The organism is Peribacillus sp. NPDC094092, from assembly GCF_050279365.1.
Taxonomy (GTDB): Bacteria; Bacillota; Bacilli; order Bacillales; family DSM-1321; genus Peribacillus.
Genome location: NZ_JBNNUC010000003.1, coordinates 167,482 through 186,510 on the forward strand (window position 1 = coordinate 167,482; position 19,029 = coordinate 186,510).

General features: G+C 42.3%; 20 protein-coding genes and 2 riboswitches. Of the genes, 7 read left to right on the top strand and 13 right to left on the bottom strand.

Features of this window, described 5'->3' with window-relative positions; translation table 11 throughout:
- Positions 1-121 precede the first annotated feature (121 nt).
- Complete coding sequence (locus ACQKNS_RS16495) at positions 122-256, top strand: YuzL family protein (RefSeq protein ID WP_072273724.1); 135 nt, start codon at positions 122-124, stop codon at positions 254-256.
- Between the two features lie 48 nt (positions 257-304).
- Here the strand turns inward: ACQKNS_RS16495 and ACQKNS_RS16500 are convergent, their stop codons facing one another.
- The gene (locus ACQKNS_RS16500) at positions 305-1,222 is read right to left on the bottom strand and encodes a proline dehydrogenase family protein (RefSeq protein ID WP_427644418.1); all 918 of its coding nucleotides are present in this window, start codon (positions 1,220-1,222) and stop codon (positions 305-307) included.
- Positions 1,223-1,372: 150 nt separating this feature from the next.
- Between ACQKNS_RS16500 and ACQKNS_RS16505 the strand changes: the two genes are divergently transcribed.
- Together ACQKNS_RS16505 and ACQKNS_RS16510 are read left to right on the top strand one after the other, a co-directional pair.
- Positions 1,373-1,651 carry a hypothetical protein gene (locus ACQKNS_RS16505; RefSeq protein WP_427644419.1) on the top strand — a complete coding sequence of 93 codons (279 nt, stop codon included), beginning with the start codon at positions 1,373-1,375 and terminating at the stop codon, positions 1,649-1,651.
- A gap of 13 nt (positions 1,652-1,664) precedes the next feature.
- Positions 1,665-2,000, top strand: coding sequence for a spore coat protein (locus ACQKNS_RS16510; protein WP_076368185.1), 336 nt, complete (start codon positions 1,665-1,667; stop codon positions 1,998-2,000).
- Between the two features lie 80 nt (positions 2,001-2,080).
- On the opposite strand, the gene ACQKNS_RS16515 is transcribed toward ACQKNS_RS16510, so the two are convergent.
- From ACQKNS_RS16515 to ACQKNS_RS16535, 5 genes are all read right to left on the bottom strand, one after another.
- The gene (locus tag ACQKNS_RS16515; RefSeq protein WP_427644420.1) at positions 2,081-3,253 is read right to left on the bottom strand and encodes an FtsW/RodA/SpoVE family cell cycle protein; all 1,173 of its coding nucleotides are present in this window, start codon (positions 3,251-3,253) and stop codon (positions 2,081-2,083) included.
- Positions 3,254-3,399: 146 nt separating this feature from the next.
- On the bottom strand, positions 3,400-4,281 hold the full coding sequence (locus ACQKNS_RS16520; RefSeq protein WP_427644421.1) for a metal ABC transporter permease: 882 nt from the start codon (positions 4,279-4,281) through the stop codon (positions 3,400-3,402).
- Positions 4,278-5,204 (bottom strand): metal ABC transporter permease, encoded by a 927-nt coding sequence (locus ACQKNS_RS16525; RefSeq protein ID WP_427644422.1) that lies wholly within the window; start codon positions 5,202-5,204, stop codon positions 4,278-4,280. Before ACQKNS_RS16525 ends, ACQKNS_RS16520 begins: the two co-directional genes overlap by 4 nt.
- 7 nt (positions 5,205-5,211) lie before the next feature.
- The gene (locus tag ACQKNS_RS16530) at positions 5,212-5,967 is read right to left on the bottom strand and encodes a metal ABC transporter ATP-binding protein (protein ID WP_427644423.1); all 756 of its coding nucleotides are present in this window, start codon (positions 5,965-5,967) and stop codon (positions 5,212-5,214) included.
- A 12-nt stretch (positions 5,968-5,979) separates the two neighbouring features.
- On the bottom strand, positions 5,980-6,903 hold the full coding sequence (locus ACQKNS_RS16535; protein WP_427644424.1) for a metal ABC transporter solute-binding protein, Zn/Mn family: 924 nt from the start codon (positions 6,901-6,903) through the stop codon (positions 5,980-5,982).
- 625 nt (positions 6,904-7,528) lie between these two features.
- On the opposite strand from ACQKNS_RS16535, the gene ACQKNS_RS16540 reads away from it, so the two are divergent.
- Both ACQKNS_RS16540 and ACQKNS_RS16545 read left to right on the top strand, forming a co-directional pair.
- Positions 7,529-8,491 (top strand): LacI family DNA-binding transcriptional regulator, encoded by a 963-nt coding sequence (locus ACQKNS_RS16540; protein ID WP_427644425.1) that lies wholly within the window; start codon positions 7,529-7,531, stop codon positions 8,489-8,491.
- Positions 8,492-8,746: 255 nt separating this feature from the next.
- A riboswitch (Lysine riboswitch) is annotated at positions 8,747-8,932 on the top strand.
- A gap of 96 nt (positions 8,933-9,028) precedes the next feature.
- Positions 9,029-10,480 (top strand): amino acid permease, encoded by a 1,452-nt coding sequence (locus ACQKNS_RS16545; RefSeq protein ID WP_427644426.1) that lies wholly within the window; start codon positions 9,029-9,031, stop codon positions 10,478-10,480.
- Between the two features lie 39 nt (positions 10,481-10,519).
- Here ACQKNS_RS16545 and ACQKNS_RS16550 read toward each other — a convergent pair whose 3' ends face one another.
- The 7 genes from ACQKNS_RS16550 to ACQKNS_RS16580 all read right to left on the bottom strand — a co-directional run bounded on the left by ACQKNS_RS16550 (position 10,520) and on the right by ACQKNS_RS16580 (position 17,598).
- Entirely contained in the window at positions 10,520-12,223 is a 1,704-nt protein-coding gene (locus ACQKNS_RS16550; RefSeq protein ID WP_427644427.1) for a glycoside hydrolase family 13 protein, read from the bottom strand.
- Between the two features lie 84 nt (positions 12,224-12,307).
- Positions 12,308-13,390, bottom strand: a complete 1,083-nt coding sequence (locus tag ACQKNS_RS16555; RefSeq protein ID WP_427644428.1) for a Ger(x)C family spore germination protein — start codon at positions 13,388-13,390, stop codon at positions 12,308-12,310.
- Entirely contained in the window at positions 13,387-14,487 is a 1,101-nt protein-coding gene (locus tag ACQKNS_RS16560; protein WP_427644429.1) for a GerAB/ArcD/ProY family transporter, read from the bottom strand. The genes ACQKNS_RS16555 and ACQKNS_RS16560 overlap by 4 nt, the downstream gene beginning before the upstream one ends.
- 23 nt (positions 14,488-14,510) lie before the next feature.
- Positions 14,511-16,022 (bottom strand): spore germination protein, encoded by a 1,512-nt coding sequence (locus ACQKNS_RS16565; protein WP_427644430.1) that lies wholly within the window; start codon positions 16,020-16,022, stop codon positions 14,511-14,513.
- A gap of 142 nt (positions 16,023-16,164) precedes the next feature.
- Positions 16,165-16,707 carry a YhcN/YlaJ family sporulation lipoprotein gene (locus ACQKNS_RS16570; protein ID WP_427644431.1) on the bottom strand — a complete coding sequence of 181 codons (543 nt, stop codon included), beginning with the start codon at positions 16,705-16,707 and terminating at the stop codon, positions 16,165-16,167.
- A gap of 54 nt (positions 16,708-16,761) precedes the next feature.
- A complete protein-coding gene (gene sugE / locus ACQKNS_RS16575; RefSeq protein WP_427644432.1) occupies positions 16,762-17,082 on the bottom strand; it encodes a quaternary ammonium compound efflux SMR transporter SugE in 321 nt (106 codons plus the stop codon).
- A gap of 47 nt (positions 17,083-17,129) precedes the next feature.
- Positions 17,130-17,228: riboswitch (guanidine-I (ykkC/yxkD leader) on the bottom strand.
- A gap of 40 nt (positions 17,229-17,268) precedes the next feature.
- Complete coding sequence (locus tag ACQKNS_RS16580; RefSeq protein ID WP_427644433.1) at positions 17,269-17,598, bottom strand: DUF948 domain-containing protein; 330 nt, start codon at positions 17,596-17,598, stop codon at positions 17,269-17,271.
- Positions 17,599-17,716: 118 nt separating this feature from the next.
- On the opposite strand from ACQKNS_RS16580, the gene ACQKNS_RS16585 reads away from it, so the two are divergent.
- Both ACQKNS_RS16585 and ACQKNS_RS16590 read left to right on the top strand, forming a co-directional pair.
- A complete protein-coding gene (locus tag ACQKNS_RS16585) occupies positions 17,717-17,896 on the top strand; it encodes a hypothetical protein (protein WP_034310080.1) in 180 nt (59 codons plus the stop codon).
- Between the two features lie 466 nt (positions 17,897-18,362).
- Positions 18,363-18,983: an RraA family protein gene (locus ACQKNS_RS16590; RefSeq protein WP_427644434.1), complete on the top strand. Its 621-nt coding sequence runs from the start codon at positions 18,363-18,365 to the stop codon at positions 18,981-18,983.
- Positions 18,984-19,029: the final 46 nt, after the last annotated feature.

Consider the following 19,029-nt stretch of genomic DNA (forward strand, 5'->3'; position numbering starts at 1 on the left):
ATATAGAATATATTTGGAAATTCCGCAATGATTATACAGGAAAAAAAATATTTTTTCTCCGGGTTCTTAAGGTTATTTCTCCTCCGTTCAGCAAAAAATAACCGGGCAGGAGGTGACCTATATAATGAAGCGTAAAGATAATCCTTCTAAAGCGGCCGTAAGCGCAGCAAGCGTTAAAGGCAATGCCGGACCTGGCGCCGAACGTCAACATGGAATCAATAAAGTGAACAGCCAGAACAATCAGTTCAAAAGATAATCCTTCTTGATCGAGCAGCCGTCCCTTTTCCGGGGCGGCTCTCGCTTCCTATTTCTTGAATAGGCCTTTTAAAACGAAAGCAATATTGGCCGGCCTCTCCGCAAGGCGTCGCATGAAATATCCATACCAATCCGTACCATATGGAACATACACCCTTACCTTATATCCTTCTTTAGCAAGTTCAAGCTGCTTTTCAGTGCGGATGCCATATAACATTTGAAATTCAAAACGATCCAGGGGAATTCCCTGATCTTCGACAAAGTCCCTCGTATAATCAATGATTTTATCATCATGTGTGGCAACGGCTGTATAATGGCCATTTTGCATATGCTTTTTGATGATTTTCTTGAAATTCTCATCGACATCTTTTTTCTCGGGAAAAGCTACTTCCCTCGGCTCTTTATAAGCTCCTTTAACAAGTCTTAGATTCGGCTGGTATGCATCCAGTTCATCAATATCTTTCACAGTCCGATACAGATAAGCTTGGATGACAGTCCCCAATTCATTATATTCAGGCTTAAGGTTTTTGAATACATCCAAAGTCGGCTGACAGCGCGGAAAATCTTCCATATCAAGCGTCACGAAAACACGATGGGCTTTAGCTTCATCTAATATCCTCCGCATGTTATTCATTACGACTCGTTCGGACACATCCAGGCCCATCGAGGTCAATTTCAGGGATAACTGTGAATCCAGTTCATTTGTGCCGATCATGCGGATCGCTTCGATGCACCCATCTGCCATTTTCCTTGCTTCTTGTTCATCTTCAATGAATTCACCTAAATAATCAATGGTGACGGCAAGTCCTTTCCGGTTAAGGTCTGCAATGACTTCACATGCCATATCCAAGGATTCCCCTGCCACGAAACGAGATGCCCCAAACCGCAGCCCGTATTTTTTCGCTGCCTTTGTCATGCCTTTATTCTTTGATAAAAAAAGGAATAGGTTTTTCAAAATTCTTTCCATCTGCATTCCCCTCCAAATCATTTTGGAAAATAGATGCACAAGATTATTTTACCATTTAATTCAATTTCCAGATATTTAGAATCAAGAATAAAAAAAATTCATGAAGGGAAAATTAAGCTCGTTTAAAGAAACACTTAAGGAGGTAGAATGATGGAACAGCAAAATACGTTTAACAGCCAACAGCAGTCCACCGGATTCATGAAACAGCCGCCGGAAATGGTTTCGGTGAAAGATAGCTTATACTTAACCGATATGCTTGCATGGAATCTTAATGCGGTTAAAAAAGCACATTTTTTTGCCACACAATGCAAGGACCCGCAAATCATTGATGCGTTAAATCGGTGCGGACTCATGCATCAACGCCATTACGATACCATTTTGAAACATTTGAACCCGAACCAAAACCAGGCTCAACAACAATACCAGTAAAGGAGGGTTCCTGATGCCCAATGAAAACAAAGTCCAAAATCCAGAATCTCCCGTGGCAAAGACACCGCAAATGAACGACAGGGATTTTATAAATGATATGCTCACAACTGAAAAGTACTTCTGTAACTCCCTTTCCGTCGCCCTGCATGAAATGAGCAACCAAGCACTATTCCAAGACATTTTCTCCGTTTCCAAAGAAAATCAGGAGATGCAGCGAGAACTCTATAACCTTATGTTCGAAAAAGGCTGGTATAGTTTAGAAAAAGCGCAATCCACCAGCTTAGGCCAATCGTATCAACAATTTTCCGGTTATAAAAATCAATTTCCATCTGGAACGAACATTCAATAAGCAAACATTCAGGGGGTGGATTCTGCTCCTTTTGTTTTTGCGCTACAAGAAAAGCCGGCCCATTGGGGCCGGCTTTATTTTTAGATATCCGTTGAAAACATATACTTCTTATAGTGATACCGAATGCTGAATATTAAGCCCATGGCCATCATGTTCCCCATTAGCGAGCTTCCGCCATAACTGACAAATGGAAGCGGAATCCCAGTAATCGGCAAAAGACCTACAGTCATGCCGATATTTTGAAAAACGTGGAACGTCAACATGCTTATAACGCCAACACAGATATATGTATAGAAGTTATTTTTCGTGTCCATTCCCGTTTTTGTTATATGATAAATCAATAGGAAAAACAAGGAAATGATGATGCTTGATCCGATGAAGCCGAATTCCTCACCGATGATGCTGAAAATGAAATCCGAATGGCTCTCAGGCAAATACACTTCCCTCGAACCGATTCCCTTGCCCGTTGTCTGTCCGGATCCGATGGCCAGCAAGGATTTGGTTAAGTGATACCCTTCGGAGCTGGCATAATTATATGGATCCAGCCAAGAATAGATACGGCCGAATTGATAGGATTTTACCCCTAGGTATTTTTCCAGGATTTCCGGCTTCCAAAGTACAAAGTACAGGACAGTGGACGCGACGACAATCCCTCCCGAAACGATCGGCAGCAGGATCTTCCATGATACCCCTGATATGAAAATCATTCCAAGCATGATTGACATGATGACAAGCGAAGTACCCAAATCCGGCTGTTGCATGATTAACAATAAGGGCGCACCGGTCACAAGACCGATCTTAATGAGCAGCCAGATATCCGTTTGAATCGTTTTCAGTGTGTTTTTGAGATGATGGTTCGATATGACATTGGCTAGAGCCAAAATCAGGAAAACCTTCATGAATTCCGATGGCTGAATCGAACCGATTCCCGGGATGATGAACCAACTTTTCGCACCATTCCGGACAGGAACGATGGATTCTGGCATAATGATCAGCAAAAATAGCAAAAACAATCCGAATCCATAGGCATACCAAGAGATTTTTTTCAGTTGGTCCGAATCCAGTGTGATGAACCCTAATACGATTCCAATCCCCACTATATACCAAAAAATTTGTTTAATTAAGAAGTTTTCAGCGTACTGTCCAGTCGTTTGGGCACTATAGATTGCCAGGCAACTTCCAATGCATAATAACAGCAATATCGTGACCAAAGAAAAATCTATTCGAGATGAAAATTTATTTTGTTCTTCCATACTTAACTCTCCCTTAAAAAGGCTCCTGCGATACATCTATAAATACACTTATTCATTATACTTTAAACAAATAAAATCACAACTATATCGAAGAATTGTTTACAGGCTTCATGGAAATAATCCATGAAGCCTGTAGGCAGGGGGAGCTATGCATGTGATTCCTTTGATTTTCTCCGTTTCAGCAATGTGCTGACCAATCCATGGCTTGGGGAAAAGAGAAAGGCCAATCCGAATAATATGGCGGCCGATCCCACCATGCAACCCGATATCGAGGCATCCAAAATGGTGGCTGAATAGTAGCCGATGACGGAACTTAGCACCCCGACCCCGATACTGACCAATATCATGCGGCTTAAACGGTCTGACAGCAGATAGGCCGTCGCAGCAGGTATGATGAGCATTCCAACTACTAAAATGGAACCTACGCTATCAAAAGAAGCTACAGTTGTCAGTGAAATGAGGCTCATCAATAGATAATGAAAGAACAGTACAGGAATGCCCATCGCAGCCGCAAGTGATGGATCAAATGACACGAGCTTAAATTGTTTGAAGAAAAGGAAGATCAGTATGAGGTTCAGGATAAAGCAGCTGCCGACAATCCAAACAGCTTTTGGTCCAGCTTCGATTCCCGAGATTGTCATCGTGTTCCAGGGAGTATACGCTATTTCTCCATAAAGGACATGTTCCAGGTCAAAATCTATTTGTTGCGTATACAAGCTCACGAGTACGATCCCCGTTGCAAAAAGTGAAGTGAATACAATCCCGATCGCTGCATCAGATTGAACCCCCGATGATTGGAAAAGCTGGATCAAGAATACGGTGAGCAAACCGAGCGCAGCTGCCCCTATCAGCATTGGAACAGAGTCACGAGTCCCCGTTATTAAAAATGCCAATACGATTCCGGGCAAAACGGAATGACTGATGGCATCCCCAATCAACGTCATTTTCCTGACTATCAAAAAGCATCCCAATACACTGCAAGCACTCGCCACCAATGCTCCGACTAAAATAATCCAAAAATCATTCATGATGAGTGGCTCCCTTTCCTTCTATTCTGTTCGAGAGAATATTTCTTTTTCGTCGATACCCTTCTCCATATAGATGAAAGCACTCCGCGTTTTGGCGCAAAAAGCATGGAAAAGAAAAACCATACCGTCGCGGATAAGACAATTAACGGTCCTGTTGGCAAATCATTGACAGATGTACTGATCAACGTTCCAGAAACACCGCTCAACATTCCGAATATACCGGACAGGATGACCATGATATGCAGCCGCTCAGTCCAATACCTCGCAGAAACCGCAGGCGTGATCAGTAAGGATGCCATCAATACGACGCCTACAGCCTGGATACCGATCACCACAGCAGCCACGATCAGCATCATGATGAAATAATCCAGAAACACAACCGGCAATCCCATCCCCTTGGCAAACCCAGGGTCAAAGGACAGTAATTTGAATTCTTTAAAAAATACGGTACAAGTGAAAATGAGAATAAAGGAAACTGTCATCATCATATATACATCGGACATGACCATTGACGCCGTCTGCCCGAATAAAAAGGTATCCAATCCGCTCTGGTTTCCATACTCACTCTGCTGAATTTGTGTAAGCATGACAATTCCGAAGCCAAAGAAGGAGGATAAGACGATTCCCAAGGCCGCATCCTGCTTGATCTTACTGTATCTCGTAAGCACACTGATCAAGAAGACTGCCACTAAGCCAGCCATGGCCGCACCTATTAGAAAGTAGGAAGTGGATTTCACTCCCGTTAACATGAAGGCGACACAAATACCGGGTAGCGCTGCATGTGCGAGCGTGTCGCCAAGCAAAGACTGCTTTCTGAGGTAAGCAAAGCTGCCGATGACCCCGCTGCTTAATCCGAGGAGCATCGTGCCAAGCAATATCCACCTCGTATTTGGATCAGTAATAATATCCATTATGTTCATCATGTACACCTCATTTTAATAAAAGGCCGGACTTCGTGTCTGATAATATCGCCAGGCGGCCTCCATATGTTGCCTGTAAGTGTTCGGGAATGAACACTTCCTCCGTCGGGCCTATTTTCATCACCTTTTTATTCAATAACATCGTCCAGTCAAAATATTCCTTCACGGTCGATAGATCATGGTGCACAACCAGAACGGTTTTGCCTTTTTCCTTCAATTCCATCAGCAATTGTATGATCGCTTTCTCCGTTGCGGCATCCACCCCTACGAACGGTTCATCCATAAAATAAATGTCCGCTTCCTGTGCCAATGCACGGGCCAGGAATATCCGTTGCTGCTGTCCACCTGATAGCTGGCTGATCTGGCGGTTGGCATATTCAGCCATCCCCACCTTTTCCAGGCACTCCATCCCCTTCTGCCTTTCGGACTTACCTGGTCGCTTCAGCCATCCGAGATGACCATATCTGCCCATCATCACGACATCGAGTGCGTTGGTCGGAAAATCCCAATCCACTGACTCTCGTTGCGGTACATACCCAATACTCTTCCTCATCGATCTATAAGTAGAACCCTTTATTGTGATTTGCCCCGATATTTTGGGGATCAATTCGAGTATCCCCTTTATCAATGTGGACTTCCCTGCTCCATTGGGGCCAATGATGCCGATTAAATTCCCTTCCGGCACCTCAAATGAGACATCTTCGACAACCGGCTTCTTATGATAAGCAATCGTTAAATTCTCAACCTTCAAAGCTGCTAAATTCATAGTTTCTCCCCCTTATTTCAAAGCACGGACGATGGTGTCGGTATTATGACGGACCATTCCGATATACGTTCCTTCTTCCGTCCCTTTTTCACCCATGGCATCCGAGAACAATTCACCGCCGATTTCCACTTTGTGACCCTGCTTGCCTGCTCCCTGAATGACAGCCTCGATGGCCTTCCTTGGTACGCTTGACTCAATGAAGATCGCTTTAATTTTGTTTTCCACAAGATAATTCCGCATATCCGTCACATCTTTTGATCCATATTCCGATAATGTATTGATCCCTTGGAGCCCTCTTACGTCCAGGCCGTATGACTGGCCGTAGTACCCAAAAGCATCATGTGCCGTGACGAGCACCCGTTGATCTTTTGGTATTTTATTAATTTCGTCTTGAACATATTTATCAAGTTCCTCCAATTGCAGAACGTACTCTTCATAATTTTCACGAAACTCTGCTTCATGGTCCGGATCATTGGCAATCAATTCTTTCTTTACTGTATCCGCAGCAACGATCCAAAGCTTTACATCAAACCATACGTGGGGATCATGTTCCTTTGCACTCACTTTGCGAAGTTGGTTCTCCTTGAAGTCCTCCGTTACGGCAATCGTCGGTTTATCCTTGCTCATCATTTCAAATATATCCGTCATTTTCCCTTCAAGATGCACACCGTTATAAAAAATCATATCAGCCGAATCCAGCGTCTTAACATCACCCTGTGTCGCTTTATATAGATGGGGATCGACTCCCGGACCCATTAAACTGGTGACCTCGACATGTTCACCGCCGATATTCCCAACCAAATCTCCAATCATTCCCGTTGTTGCAACGACATTCAGCTTACCATTGCCTTTATCACTTTCGACCGTATCATTGCCGCACCCCGTTAAAATCAGCAATGCAGCAAGCACGCTCCCAATAGATTTCAGAAAACCCATCCATATTCCCTCCCTTTTTCCTCTTTCTAAAATAGTTTGCCATGCGCAAAACTAAGTGTAAATTTTTTTACATTGTCGTAAATACTAAAAAGTTTCCCTTGCACAACTTATTTTATACTATACACAAATACACAAAAAAAGTGCAACAATTTTTTTAAACATTTCAAAAAAGACAATGACATTTACAAACAGCAAAAACTGTCAGGCAGCTCCAAAAGGAGCTGCCTGACAGCCGGTCATTCCGTACATGAAACTAACGCTGAAGTTATATTTATATTGTGGGGTTTTAATGGTGAATATAAACGATGGGGGCTATTTCGGGACGGTGTGAAATTCACGAGTAAAGTGCCAAAATTCACGAGTAAATGTGCATTGCCACTCATTTTTTCAAGGAAATTGCCAAGTACGCAAAGCCCAATTCGATTCCGCAAAGCACTAAAAGGGTGATTAAAGTTTGGAACATCATGTTTTCCTCCTCCTCTAAGATTTAAAACAATCTTAAAGGATGAAACCCATACCAGAACAAGACCTTATTTAAAGAAATCTTCGGCTGCCCCACTCTGTTCCCTTGCCCTGAAATGGGTTTCATACTGTACAATATAAAAAAAGAAAAAACGGTGATACCATGACAAATATTAAAGAAATAGCTCAATGTGCCGGTGTATCTGTATCAACAGTGTCCCGTGTATTGAATGATCATCCATATGTAAGCCCCGAAAAAAGAAAGAGCGTCTTGGAAGCCATCGATCGTTTGAATTATACGAGAAACATAAACGCCATTCATCTTTCAAAAGGTAAAACTAATCTTATCGGCATCATCATCCCCTTCAACAATCACCCATATTACGGGGCAATCGTTAACGGAATCACTAAACAGGCAAATGCAATTGGCTGCCATATCGTCATCTTTCAAACAAATTATGACAGAGAGAAAGAAATCCAGGCTTTTCATATGCTGCAAATGAAGCAGCTAGATGGCATTATCGTTTGTTCAAGGATTTCGGAAATGAAAATCCTTTTGGATTATCAAAAATACGGGCCGATTATTTTATGTGAAGACACAGCCCAGGCTGAATTCTCATCCATCAGCATTGATCATTATGCAGCTTTCTCCTGTGCCCTTGAGTACGTGATTGCTAAAGGATATAAGAAAATCGGATACAGCCTCGGCCGTAAAAAGAGCAGAAATAGTTCCAATCGTATAAAGGCCTTTAACGATGTCATGAGTAAACATCAATTGATAAACAATAAAGAATGGCTGTTTGAAGGCAGTTATCACATCAAAGACGGTGAACAATTGTTTCAGGAATGGAATTCGATGAGAGATAAACCTGAAGCCATCATCATCACGAATGATGACACGGCGGCAGGCTTCATTCTTACCGCTAGGAAATCGGGTATAAGGGTTCCGGAAGATGTGGCCATTCTCGGTTTCAATAATGATAGTCTGAGTGAAATGCTCGACATCACGACCATTTCCTTGCCGCTCGAATGGATTGGGAAAATGGCAGTGGACCTATTTGAGAACCCTGAGGCGGTCCAACATGTAAAGCTTGACTACGCCCTTATAAAAAGGAGGACCGTCTAGTCCTCTCCATGCTTTATTTTGGTATATCGTCATTTGGATTCTTCCTTGCTGCCATCATTCATTAACTAGGAAAAAATAACCACATAAAATAACCATTGCGATATCCATGAGATTAATTTATAATTTTGATATAGTAAAGTTTACTCAATTACTAGCAATCTATTAGCGATTGCATGAATTTCATGAGTACGATCGTCCAACGTCACTTACAAGCTGGCGTAACGATTTTAGAAAATTGAATACTTCCTCATTTACCGATGAGTTAGAGGCTGCAGCTTATAATAGTAAAACGGACGAGATTCTGGAAAATTAAAGACTCCGTTTGAAAGGATAAATTGCCGAAGTTAGGGTATATTCCATGTATATTCTTGCTGGCGGTGTTACCGAACAGGAACACCACTGTCACGTTTTTTCAAAAAAACGTGGGGAGCTATCTTCGGAAGGATAAACGGGTTTATTATAAACAGCCGTCGATCTTTTTCGACTGCTGTTTTTTTATTTTTCGTTCCCTTCCAATAAAAAGGAGTGTAACATCAATTGTCAAATTCACAATCAGCATCAAGCCCTACCGAACTGAAAAGGAGCCTGAAAGCGCGTCATTTAATGATGATTTCATTAGGTGGAACGATTGGAACAGGTTTATTTTTAGCAAGTGGCGGTGCCATTCATTCAGCTGGTCCCGGCGGTGCCTTGGTGGCATACGCGGTCATCGGCATCATGGTTTATTACTTAATGACAAGTCTTGCAGAAATGGCAGCTTTCATGCCTGTGGCCGGTTCGTTCCGTGTCTATGCATCCAAATTCGTCGATCCGTCTTTCGGTTTTGCGATTGGTTGGAATTACTGGTATAACTGGGCAATCACCATTGCCGCTGAATTGGCAGCCGTTGTCTTAATTATGAAGTTCTGGTTCCCGGATAGCCCTTCAATTATCTGGAGTGCCATTGCGTTAATCATTATGTTTCTTATCAATTACATGTCAGTTAAAGGTTTCGGGGAAACGGAATTCTGGTTTGCCATGATCAAAGTCGTGACAGTCGTCATTTTCTTGATCACGGGTGTCCTGATCATTCTTGGAATCATGGGTGGGAAAGACCCAATTGGTTTTTCCAATTTCACAATGGGCGAAGGTCCCTTTAACGGGGGATTCTTCACGATCCTGGGCGTATTCATGGCTGCCGGCTTTTCATTCCAAGGAACGGAATTGCTTGGAGTGACTGCTGGTGAAAGTGAAGATCCAGAAAAAAATATCCCAAAAGCGATCAGATCCGTTTTCTGGCGCATTATCTTATTCTATATCCTTGCCATTTTTGTAATTGGAATGATCATTCCTTTTACCGATTCTCGTTTATTGAGTGAAGATGTTGCCGTAAGTCCATTCACGCTTGTATTTGAACGGGCCGGCCTTGCATTTGCTGCATCCATCATGAACGCGATCATTCTATCATCCGTACTCTCTGCCGGTAACTCTGGCATGTACGCTTCAACCCGTATGCTATGGGACTTGGCACGTGATGGGAAAGCACCGAAATTCCTAGGCAAGTTGGATAAAAGAGGAGTACCCGTGAATGCACTTATCGTGACTTCTTTAGTAGGCTGCTTTGCATTCTTAGCTTCATTTTTCGGTGATGGAGTCGTTTATATCTGGTTATTGAACGCTTCAGGCATGGCGGGATTCGTGACATGGGTCGGGATTGCGATCGCCCATTATCGATTCCGCAAAGCTTACGCAGCTCAAGGCCTTGATATGAATGCTTTACCATTCCGGGCAAAAGGCTTCCCATTCGGGCCTTTATTCGCACTTGTCCTTTGCATTATCATTATCATCGGACAAGGCTATCAAGCTTTCAGCAGCGATGGGATCGACTGGAATTCAATGTTTGTTTCCTACATTGGCTTGATTTTATTTTTCGTCCTATGGTTCGGCTATAAAATCAAACATAAAACGAAAATCATTCCGCTTGAGGAATGTGACCTTAAATCTAAATAACACGCAAAGGACCTGTTCTATGGTGAACAGGTCCTTTTTTCATTTCAAGAGATAAACTCGGCATTCATATGGACGCAGAGGTTTGCCGGAGATCCCTTCTTCCTCCTGATCATAATTGCTGACTTCCTCCTGATCATAATTGCTGATCAGCCTTGTGGCTGAATAGGCATGCAGCTCTTCAGGCAAAGTATAGGAGGCCTGCTCTTCTTTAAAGTTGCATAGCACCAACAGCTTTTCCCCTTCAAACGATCTCGTGTAGGCAAATATTCGTTCGTCATCCGGCAAGAGCAGTTCATAACGGCCATAAACGACGATTTCATGTTTCTTGCGTAATTGGATAAGCTTTTTATAAAAATGAAAAATGGAATTCGGATCATTATAGGCTTTTTCTGCATTAATTTCGGGAAAATTAGGATTAACCTTAATCCAAGGAACCCCTTTCGTGAACCCTGCGTTCCGGGAGTCATTCCACTGAATCGGTGTCCTCGCATTATCCCTGCTGCGGGCGTGGATGGCTGACATCATCCGCTCTTTTGACCAGCCATGCGAATTGACGAGTTCTTCATAAGAATTCAATGTTTCGATATCCCGGTAATCATCGATGCTTTCAAAGGCAACATTGGTCATGCCCAGCTCTTCCCCTTGATATATATAGGGTGTCCCTTGAAGCATATGAAGGCAAGCTGCAAGCATCTTTGCGCTTTCAATACGATACTTTCCATCATGACCAAACCTTGAGACAATCCTAGGCTGATCATGGTTGTTCCAGTATAAACTGTTCCAGCCATCCCCCTCCAAACCAGTCTGCCACTTGGAAAGAATTCGCTTTAAATCGGTAAGCTTCCACTTATCATTACTCCATTTCCCTGCTGGTCCGCTCCCCAAATCCATATGTTCGAATTGAAAGACCATATGTAGCTCACCACGATCTTTACCTGTGAACAATTGCGCTTCCTCCGGTGTGACGCCTGGCATCTCCCCAACCGTGATCACGTCATGTCCTGAAAGTGCCCGTTGATTGATTTCCTGCAAAAACTCATGTATGCGCGGGCCATTCAGGAAAAAGGGGCTTCCATCTCCATACTGTTTCTCATGATGAACGGCTCCATCTGTATAGCTTTGATCTTTTGAAAGGAAATTGATGACATCCATCCGGAAGCCATCGACACCTTTATCAAGCCACCAAGTCATGATGCTGTAGATTTCTTCACGGAGCTTAGGGTTCTCCCAGTTTAAATCCGGTTGTTTCCTGCTGAATAAATGTAAATAATATTCATCCGTTCCTTCATCATATTCCCATGCTGAACCTTTAAAAATGGACTCCCAATTATTTGGTTCTTTTCCATTCCTGCCAGGTTTCCAAATATAATAATCCCGTTTCGGATTATCTTTTGAGGATCGGGATTCCTTGAACCACGGATGTTCATCAGAAGAATGGTTGACCACCAGGTCCATCATGATCTTCATTCCACGTTCATGAACCGCCTTCAACAACCTATCGAAATCAGCCATGGTCCCGAATTCAGTCATGATTGATTTATAATCACTGATGTCGTATCCATTGTCATCATTGGGAGATTGATAAACAGGGGATAGCCATATCACGTTCACACCCAGCTCTTGTAAATAATCGAGCTTCATCAAGATTCCGTTTATATCCCCTATCCCATCCCCATCACTATCCATAAAACTCCTTGGGTACACTTGATACACAACAGCCTCTTTCCACCATGCTTTGTCCATGCCTTTCCCCCTCTTTGGCCGCATTGATTAATCATTACACCAATACCCCTATTATAAAGAGGGAAACTTCAGAATATTCTACTTTTATTCAGCTATTCCCGTTTGAATCATTTCAATATCCAGATCCACTTCGATTGGAATATAGGGATATGCCTTCTCCCAATGTTTCTGATCAAAATTTCTGGTTTTACTTTTAGCGTGATCACCGATTGCAATCGGATCGATATTGTACTCCTGAAACATGGTTACCATCTCATTTAATTTTTTCCCAATGACACGCTCGGCCCTGGCCTCTATTTTATTCAGGTCGACCGCTTTGCCCAAGTCATAGCCTTGGACTTCCAGCAGACTCGCCTTTAATTTCACTTCAATCCTTACCTTTGGGTCTTGGTTTGCATCCGAAATATGATAATGGACACGTGACTCCACGTTATTGATATCTGTAAAGTCATTTTCCTTCCATTTAATTTCATAACTCCCCATCTTAAAGTTATCAGTAAGGACTTTAAATAAAAATCCGTCCTCATAAGGAATGTATTTGCCAATATAACGATCCTGATTAAACAATGCGATCCCTTTAACCCGTATTTGGTCCCCTTCCGTTTCCAATAAGGGCAAGACCGGGTCGATTCCTTTACCATGACACGCATATAAATACCTGTGTAGATCGACTTCAGGCAAATTAGTCCTTATATTCTGTTCGATCAGCTCTTTCACTTGAACTCCTGGAGTTTTAATCAACTTCGGCTCCATTTTAACTACATCCTCCGCTTTGCCATGAACGACCGCTAAGTACAAATCCCTTCCCACCATCGGGTCACGCCTATATGTATCGACATAATCATTCAACCCCTTGCCTGCCAATTCTTCACCATAGAGAATGACAGTCAGTCTTCCACCGACAATCGGGAATGGTGTTTTTGCATTTTCCTGCTGGCGGGCTGCCTTTATATCATGGGAGACCGCCTCATATACTTCTTTACCGAGATTTGCTTCCTCCCCAGGCTGTGGAACGCTGACAACGACCGTACCTTTGATTTTTTTGCCTTCGGCATCATCATAACCTACGACTTCAGCAATTAAAATATCTTCCAATATTTGTTTTTCTACGCCGCAAGCCGTCATCAAGAAACCTGCCAATGTTATCAAGAGAATTCGGATTTTCACGATTTACGCCCCCTGACCTTATAGACAATCGACTGCCATATGAATAAGAGCGGAAGATACAAATAAATGATATAAAAACCAATTTCCGAACTTATCGTGTTAAACTTATCGATTCTATAGCGGTTATCCAATAAAATGCAGGAAACTAAAATGATTAGCAGAATGAAGACCAGCATCTTTTTCTGCCTTAGTCCAAATACTCTTTTTGCTGTCCTGCTCGCTGCCCAAACCCCTATGCAAACATTCGGCAGCACCATGAACAGCCAAACGGAAATCCCTATGTATTCGAACCTTTCAATGAATGGAAGGTCTACAATTTTCCATAACGTTAAAGTTGCCCATATTACATCTTTCAATTGATCTTGATGATAGTAGGCTAATGAAACAATGATGGATACTAAATATATCGCCATAGTGAACACCGCCCCTAAGTGGGCCCATTTTTGAGATTTTTCACGGTTCTTAATGAAAGGGTAATAAATGAGGAGTAATTCAAAACCAAGGTAATTCAGGGTCATTTTCTTGCAGGCCTTCATGATTTCCAAAAAGGAATGATCAAGAAAAGGACCCAAATTTTCAAAGTGGGCGTACTTCAATGGGAAGTAATTCAAAAAGAATAATGGTGATCCGATAATAAGCCCGATAATGCAAAAACCGGTAATGACCCTGAACCCTCCCGCCACAAAACTATACACGAGAATAAGCATGACGGTTATTAGCATCAGGAGATTGACACCAGGGAACATCCAAACCTGAATGACTTCTAAATAAGTCCTGATAAGAATGATGGAGATCATTATAAAGTAGAGGATGAATAAAATAGTGAAAGCATTTCCGACCCATTTACCGAACAAATCCTTGTGGATGGCAACCAAATCAAGTGTTTGGGGACCCCTGCCTAAAAGCCTGAAACACATCCAAAGCAGAACATTTATGATCAACCCTGATATGAGGACAGATAACCATGCGTCTTGACCAGCCTCTTTCACTATGACCCGTTCAAACCCCAATATCCCTACCCCAATCTGCATGCCGGGCATAAGGAAAAAAACAAAAAATGGCGATATTAATTTAGTTTCATTCGGTTTGACTTCCATACCTTCTCACCGCTTTCTACACCTTATTCATCAATATCATTATGGGAGTTTCGCTCTTCCGCCTCCTTCCTTATCCTTAGTGGATTTTCCGTCCGCAGAAATTGCGGGCGTTTTTTCTGCTTTGAAAAAGGGAGGCGAATGAGACTATCTTTAAAGTCATGAATTCTTAACGGGTAAAGCGGGTCTAAATAAGGACTGCCAAGCGAAGTCAATTTCAATAAATGACTTAAAATGAATGCACTGCATAAAGCTATTCCAAACAGGCCGTATAACTGGGCTGCAATCAGAAAAGGGAAGCGGATAAGGCGGATGGTATTACTGATTTGGTAAATCGGCACCGTAAACGAAGCCAAGGCAGCCAAAGCGACGAGCATCAGTAAGACATTACTGACAAATCCAGCTTCCACGGCGGCTGTACCGATGACTATACCGCCAACAATGCCAATGGTGGAACCAACCTTAGCAGGCAGCCTGACCGCTGCTTCCCTCAGCAATTCAATCGTCCCTTCCAGCAAGATGGCTTCCAAGATCGGCGGAAAGGGGATCACTCCCCTGGATGAAATTAAGATTGGCAGCAAATCCGTGGGAATCACTTGATAATGATAGGTTAAAACGGCAACATACAGAGGTGAAGATAAAACGGAAAACAGCACGGCGAAAAGCCGAATCAAACGGAATGACGTGCCGAGATTCCAAATTTGGAAATAATCTTCAAATGATGAAAAGAACGAAATGATGGTATTTGGACCAACTAATGCATGTGGAGATCCATCCAGCATGATCCCTATTTTCCCTTCCGATAATACACTTGCCAGATGATCAGGCCGCTCCGTATCAATCAGTTGCGGAAACATCGAATTTCGATTATCCGTGATCATCTGGCTTACAAACGAAATATCGACGATCGTATCATAGTCTATATCATCTATTCTCTGCATGACCGTATTCACGATCTGTTGATTTACTACCCCATCTATGTAGAGTACCGCTAACCTTGTTTTAGAGATGCTGCCGACCCTGAATTCCTTGGACTGCAATTCAGGAGTGGGCAACCGGTTACGGATCAGATTCAAATTCGAATCAAGCGATTCAACAAAGGCCTCCTTGGACCCAACGACCGTATACTCGGACTCGGGTGTGGAAATTTGCCTTTTCACACTATGAACACATGGAATCAGCAAACACATTTCATCATCTTGCTTGTATTGAATCATGATTGATCCTGCCAAAACCAATTTTTGAATGTCTTTTAAATCAGCCGTCAATTTCATATCTTCCATCGGAATATCGCCTTTTAATCGCTTAAGATCCTTCTTCGGTTGATTAGACATGACAGCCAATACTTGTTCATGAAGCTGTTGTACACTTACCAGTGAATCGAAGTAGGAAATCGTGTAGCCATCATCATCCGGGAATTGGAAGGCAAGAAAATCATGGGATGCTTTAAACTTTTTAAGAAGTTCCTGAAAATCCTTGGAAGTAACCTGAAAGGATGCTGCATCCATTTCCCTCCTTCCCTTAAAAAACCTCACCATCCCACCCCCTTTTTACGTTCATTCGATTATTGTAACCACCCTTTTTAAAGTTAGTCATGATCCACCGATATCTCCAAAATAGGAAAAGACCTATCCGGAATCCACCGGATAAGCCTTACGTCTTGATTCATTAATGAACCCATTACCTTTGACTTGGAAAAATGCGTGTTACCAGTTCACGGAACTCTTCACCCAATCCTGCAACGGGTTTTCCATTCTCAATATCATTCGCATACCCTTTCATTCTTTGAACAAAGTCCGGGTTTGTCGACACATAAACTTGGTCTACCGATGGATCGGCTCCCCTTACTGCATCAGCAACCCTTTCTTTAAGGTCATTCGAGATATCCTTATCCCCGCCGTCTTTCAATACCGCCCCTACATAAGCATTATTTCCAGTGACGATGACACTTGCTCTACTTACTTCCTTCAGGGCTTCGACCCGATTTGAGATATCCTTGGAGACCCTCATATCGTTTACGCCATTATCATTATTGTCATTGTTATTGTTATTATTATCATTAATATTTTGCCTTGTATCGCTTACATTCATCGGATTATCTAAATTATCTTGATGGGTACGATTCAGGCCAAGATTTTCACTGGCACCTTCTTTATCATTAGTTGAACAACCTGTAATCATTAAAGCCATCATCGCACTTGATACTATCGCTTTATAGTTCATTTTCTTCACTCCTCTAAAATCGTTTAACATTACTATTTACGAGGAGAGGATAGATTATTCAGAAGAAGTGATTTTCAAGCCGATAATCCCCACCAAAATTAAACCGACGAATACCAAACGCATCGCATCCTTAGGCTCGTTAAAAACGATGATGCCAACCAGAACAGCCCCAAGGGCCCCTATTCCGGTCCAAATTGCATACGCCGTTCCCATAGGCAGGGTTTTTATCGCCGATGATAAAAAATAAAAACTAATGACCATACCGGCAATCGTTATGATAGAAGGCAATAATTTCGTAAAACCCTCCGTATACTTTAAACTTGTCGCCCATACCACTTCAAATAATCCTGCAATCACCAAATGAATCCAAGCCATCTTTTTCCCTCCAATTACAGAAAAAGCCCGAAAGGTCATAAATCATAACCTCCCGGGCTTTTTTCCCTCCGTGTACACAGATTCCTGCGCGTTTCTCTTGGACCATTCCGGCAAAATTCAACCGAGGAACCCTAGAAACTTATTATTTCCATACTATATCATGTACATTTCAAATCGGTCAAACACTTATGCATCGCTTCTGTTTCTAAGCTTCCACTTGTCACCTTTTATTGAAAGCCAAATATTTTTAAATGGTTCAGGCATTTCTTTAGCCGCATCAATCGTATATTGTACAGCCTCTTTTTTATATTGGACATCTTCAGTGATTTCTTGCTGGGTCATGGCGAGTTGGTCCGTCTCCGATTTAATCTGGTCCGTTTTGGCCTGTATGCGTGTAACGGTTTCAGTCACATTTTCAATTGTCGGTTTGGAATCCTTAAATGTTTTAAAAGCAAAAAACGCTAAATAGATAATCGCTCCGATAAAGAGGGCAAGACTAATATATACAATGATCACCTAGATTCCTCCTTTTATTTTACCTTTACTATACCCGTAATAATTGGGCAGAAAACGAATCCCCATGTATTTTCTTTTATGCCTGGTCATATTATTGATAGAAAAAGGAGGAATGAAAATGAATCAAATGCCTCTGCTTAAAGCCTGTTTTAAAGCGGGAATACACTTCATTAGACATATGACCATACAGCAGGCTGCCACTATTGCAGGAATCATTTTTTTAATCATTCATCCAGAAGTTTTCAGCCCCCTTTGGCTTACATTGGCAACCTCCGTCTTGATTCTGCTCCTGCTTTGAGGTTTATAAGTGACCTTCCGCACACTTGTAGAGTTATCGATTTCTTCTTTAACATCCCCATCCAGATTGAACATCGAGGATATGCAAAACAATTCCTCTCTTGATCCTGGAAGAACATTCCGGCACGGATCAAAAAGGCATGGAGACCATAACATTAATAGGACTGCTTCTATGCATACATACGGTGTAAAACACTATTTCCATTAACACCTTACTCTTCTGAAATAATGGCATTGAAATAAAAAGGCATTTCAAACTCTTCATCATGATGAAGTATAAAGTTTAATCAATCGATTGATTAAAAAGGAATTGGACTTTAACCCCCTTGTGACGGCAGAACTTCCCTCCCCTTCATATATTGATTATACTGCATTTACCATTTTATCAAACGGAAAACTATTAGAAAATTACAAAATTTGTGTATAATTAGGCTATATTCATTAACTCTTAAGGAGGAATCATAATCATGGACACTCTCATTCAACAGTTCAGGAATTTGCCCACCACGGCGATTTCCGATGCAATGGAAGGGTTGAGCAATCTGGAATCAGCGATTAAACCCTTAAAGGAAGAATTTCGAATGGCCGGACGAGCTTTGACTGTACAGATGCCCGTTGGTGATAATTCAGCTGTGTTAAAAGCAATCGGCCAAGCAAGGCCTGGGGATATAATAGTCGTTGACAGCAAAGGTGATACATACCGGGCTATAGCAGGAGACTTCGTTGTCGGCATGATGCAGACCATGGAAATTGGCGGCCTCGTGGTAGATGGGGTCATTCGCGATCTTGAAGCCATTAAAGAGATGAATTTCCCTGTTTTCAGCAAAGGGACGACGGTTGCCTCAAGTGGCAAGGCAGGTGTAGGCGAAACCAATATCCCCATTTCCTGTGGGGGTGTCACCGTCTTTCCAGGGGACATCATCATAGGGGACATAGATGGAGTCGTGGTCGTGCCAGAAGCCATTGGTGAAGAAATCCTTATCAAAGCAAAGGATAAAATCATGAAAGATGAACAGCGTGCTGAAAAATATGCAGGGAATCCTGATGAAATAAGAAAGTATATTGCCATGATGTCCAATAAAGCATGATCTAACACATAAAAAAACAGGCAGGAAGCGATGGCTTCCTGCCTGT

Coding starts and splice junctions, on each gene's coding strand:
- ACQKNS_RS16500 (WP_427644418.1), bottom strand. CDS start 1,222: ATGGAAAGAATTTTGAAAAACCTATTCCTTTTTTTATCAAAGAATAAA.
- ACQKNS_RS16505 (WP_427644419.1), top strand. CDS start 1,373: ATGGAACAGCAAAATACGTTTAACAGCCAACAGCAGTCCACCGGATTC.
- ACQKNS_RS16510 (WP_076368185.1), top strand. CDS start 1,665: ATGCCCAATGAAAACAAAGTCCAAAATCCAGAATCTCCCGTGGCAAAG.
- ACQKNS_RS16515 (WP_427644420.1), bottom strand. CDS start 3,253: ATGGAAGAACAAAATAAATTTTCATCTCGAATAGATTTTTCTTTGGTC.
- ACQKNS_RS16520 (WP_427644421.1), bottom strand. CDS start 4,281: ATGAATGATTTTTGGATTATTTTAGTCGGAGCATTGGTGGCGAGTGCT.
- ACQKNS_RS16525 (WP_427644422.1), bottom strand. CDS start 5,204: ATGATGAACATAATGGATATTATTACTGATCCAAATACGAGGTGGATA.
- ACQKNS_RS16530 (WP_427644423.1), bottom strand. CDS start 5,967: ATGAATTTAGCAGCTTTGAAGGTTGAGAATTTAACGATTGCTTATCAT.
- ACQKNS_RS16535 (WP_427644424.1), bottom strand. CDS start 6,903: ATGGGTTTTCTGAAATCTATTGGGAGCGTGCTTGCTGCATTGCTGATT.
- ACQKNS_RS16540 (WP_427644425.1), top strand. CDS start 7,529: ATGACAAATATTAAAGAAATAGCTCAATGTGCCGGTGTATCTGTATCA.
- ACQKNS_RS16550 (WP_427644427.1), bottom strand. CDS start 12,223: ATGGACAAAGCATGGTGGAAAGAGGCTGTTGTGTATCAAGTGTACCCA.
- ACQKNS_RS16560 (WP_427644429.1), bottom strand. CDS start 14,487: ATGGAAGTCAAACCGAATGAAACTAAATTAATATCGCCATTTTTTGTT.
- ACQKNS_RS16565 (WP_427644430.1), bottom strand. CDS start 16,022: ATGGTGAGGTTTTTTAAGGGAAGGAGGGAAATGGATGCAGCATCCTTT.
- ACQKNS_RS16570 (WP_427644431.1), bottom strand. CDS start 16,707: ATGAACTATAAAGCGATAGTATCAAGTGCGATGATGGCTTTAATGATT.
- sugE (WP_427644432.1), bottom strand. CDS start 17,082: ATGGCTTGGATTCATTTGGTGATTGCAGGATTATTTGAAGTGGTATGG.
- ACQKNS_RS16585 (WP_034310080.1), top strand. CDS start 17,717: ATGAATCAAATGCCTCTGCTTAAAGCCTGTTTTAAAGCGGGAATACAC.
- ACQKNS_RS16590 (WP_427644434.1), top strand. CDS start 18,363: ATGGACACTCTCATTCAACAGTTCAGGAATTTGCCCACCACGGCGATT.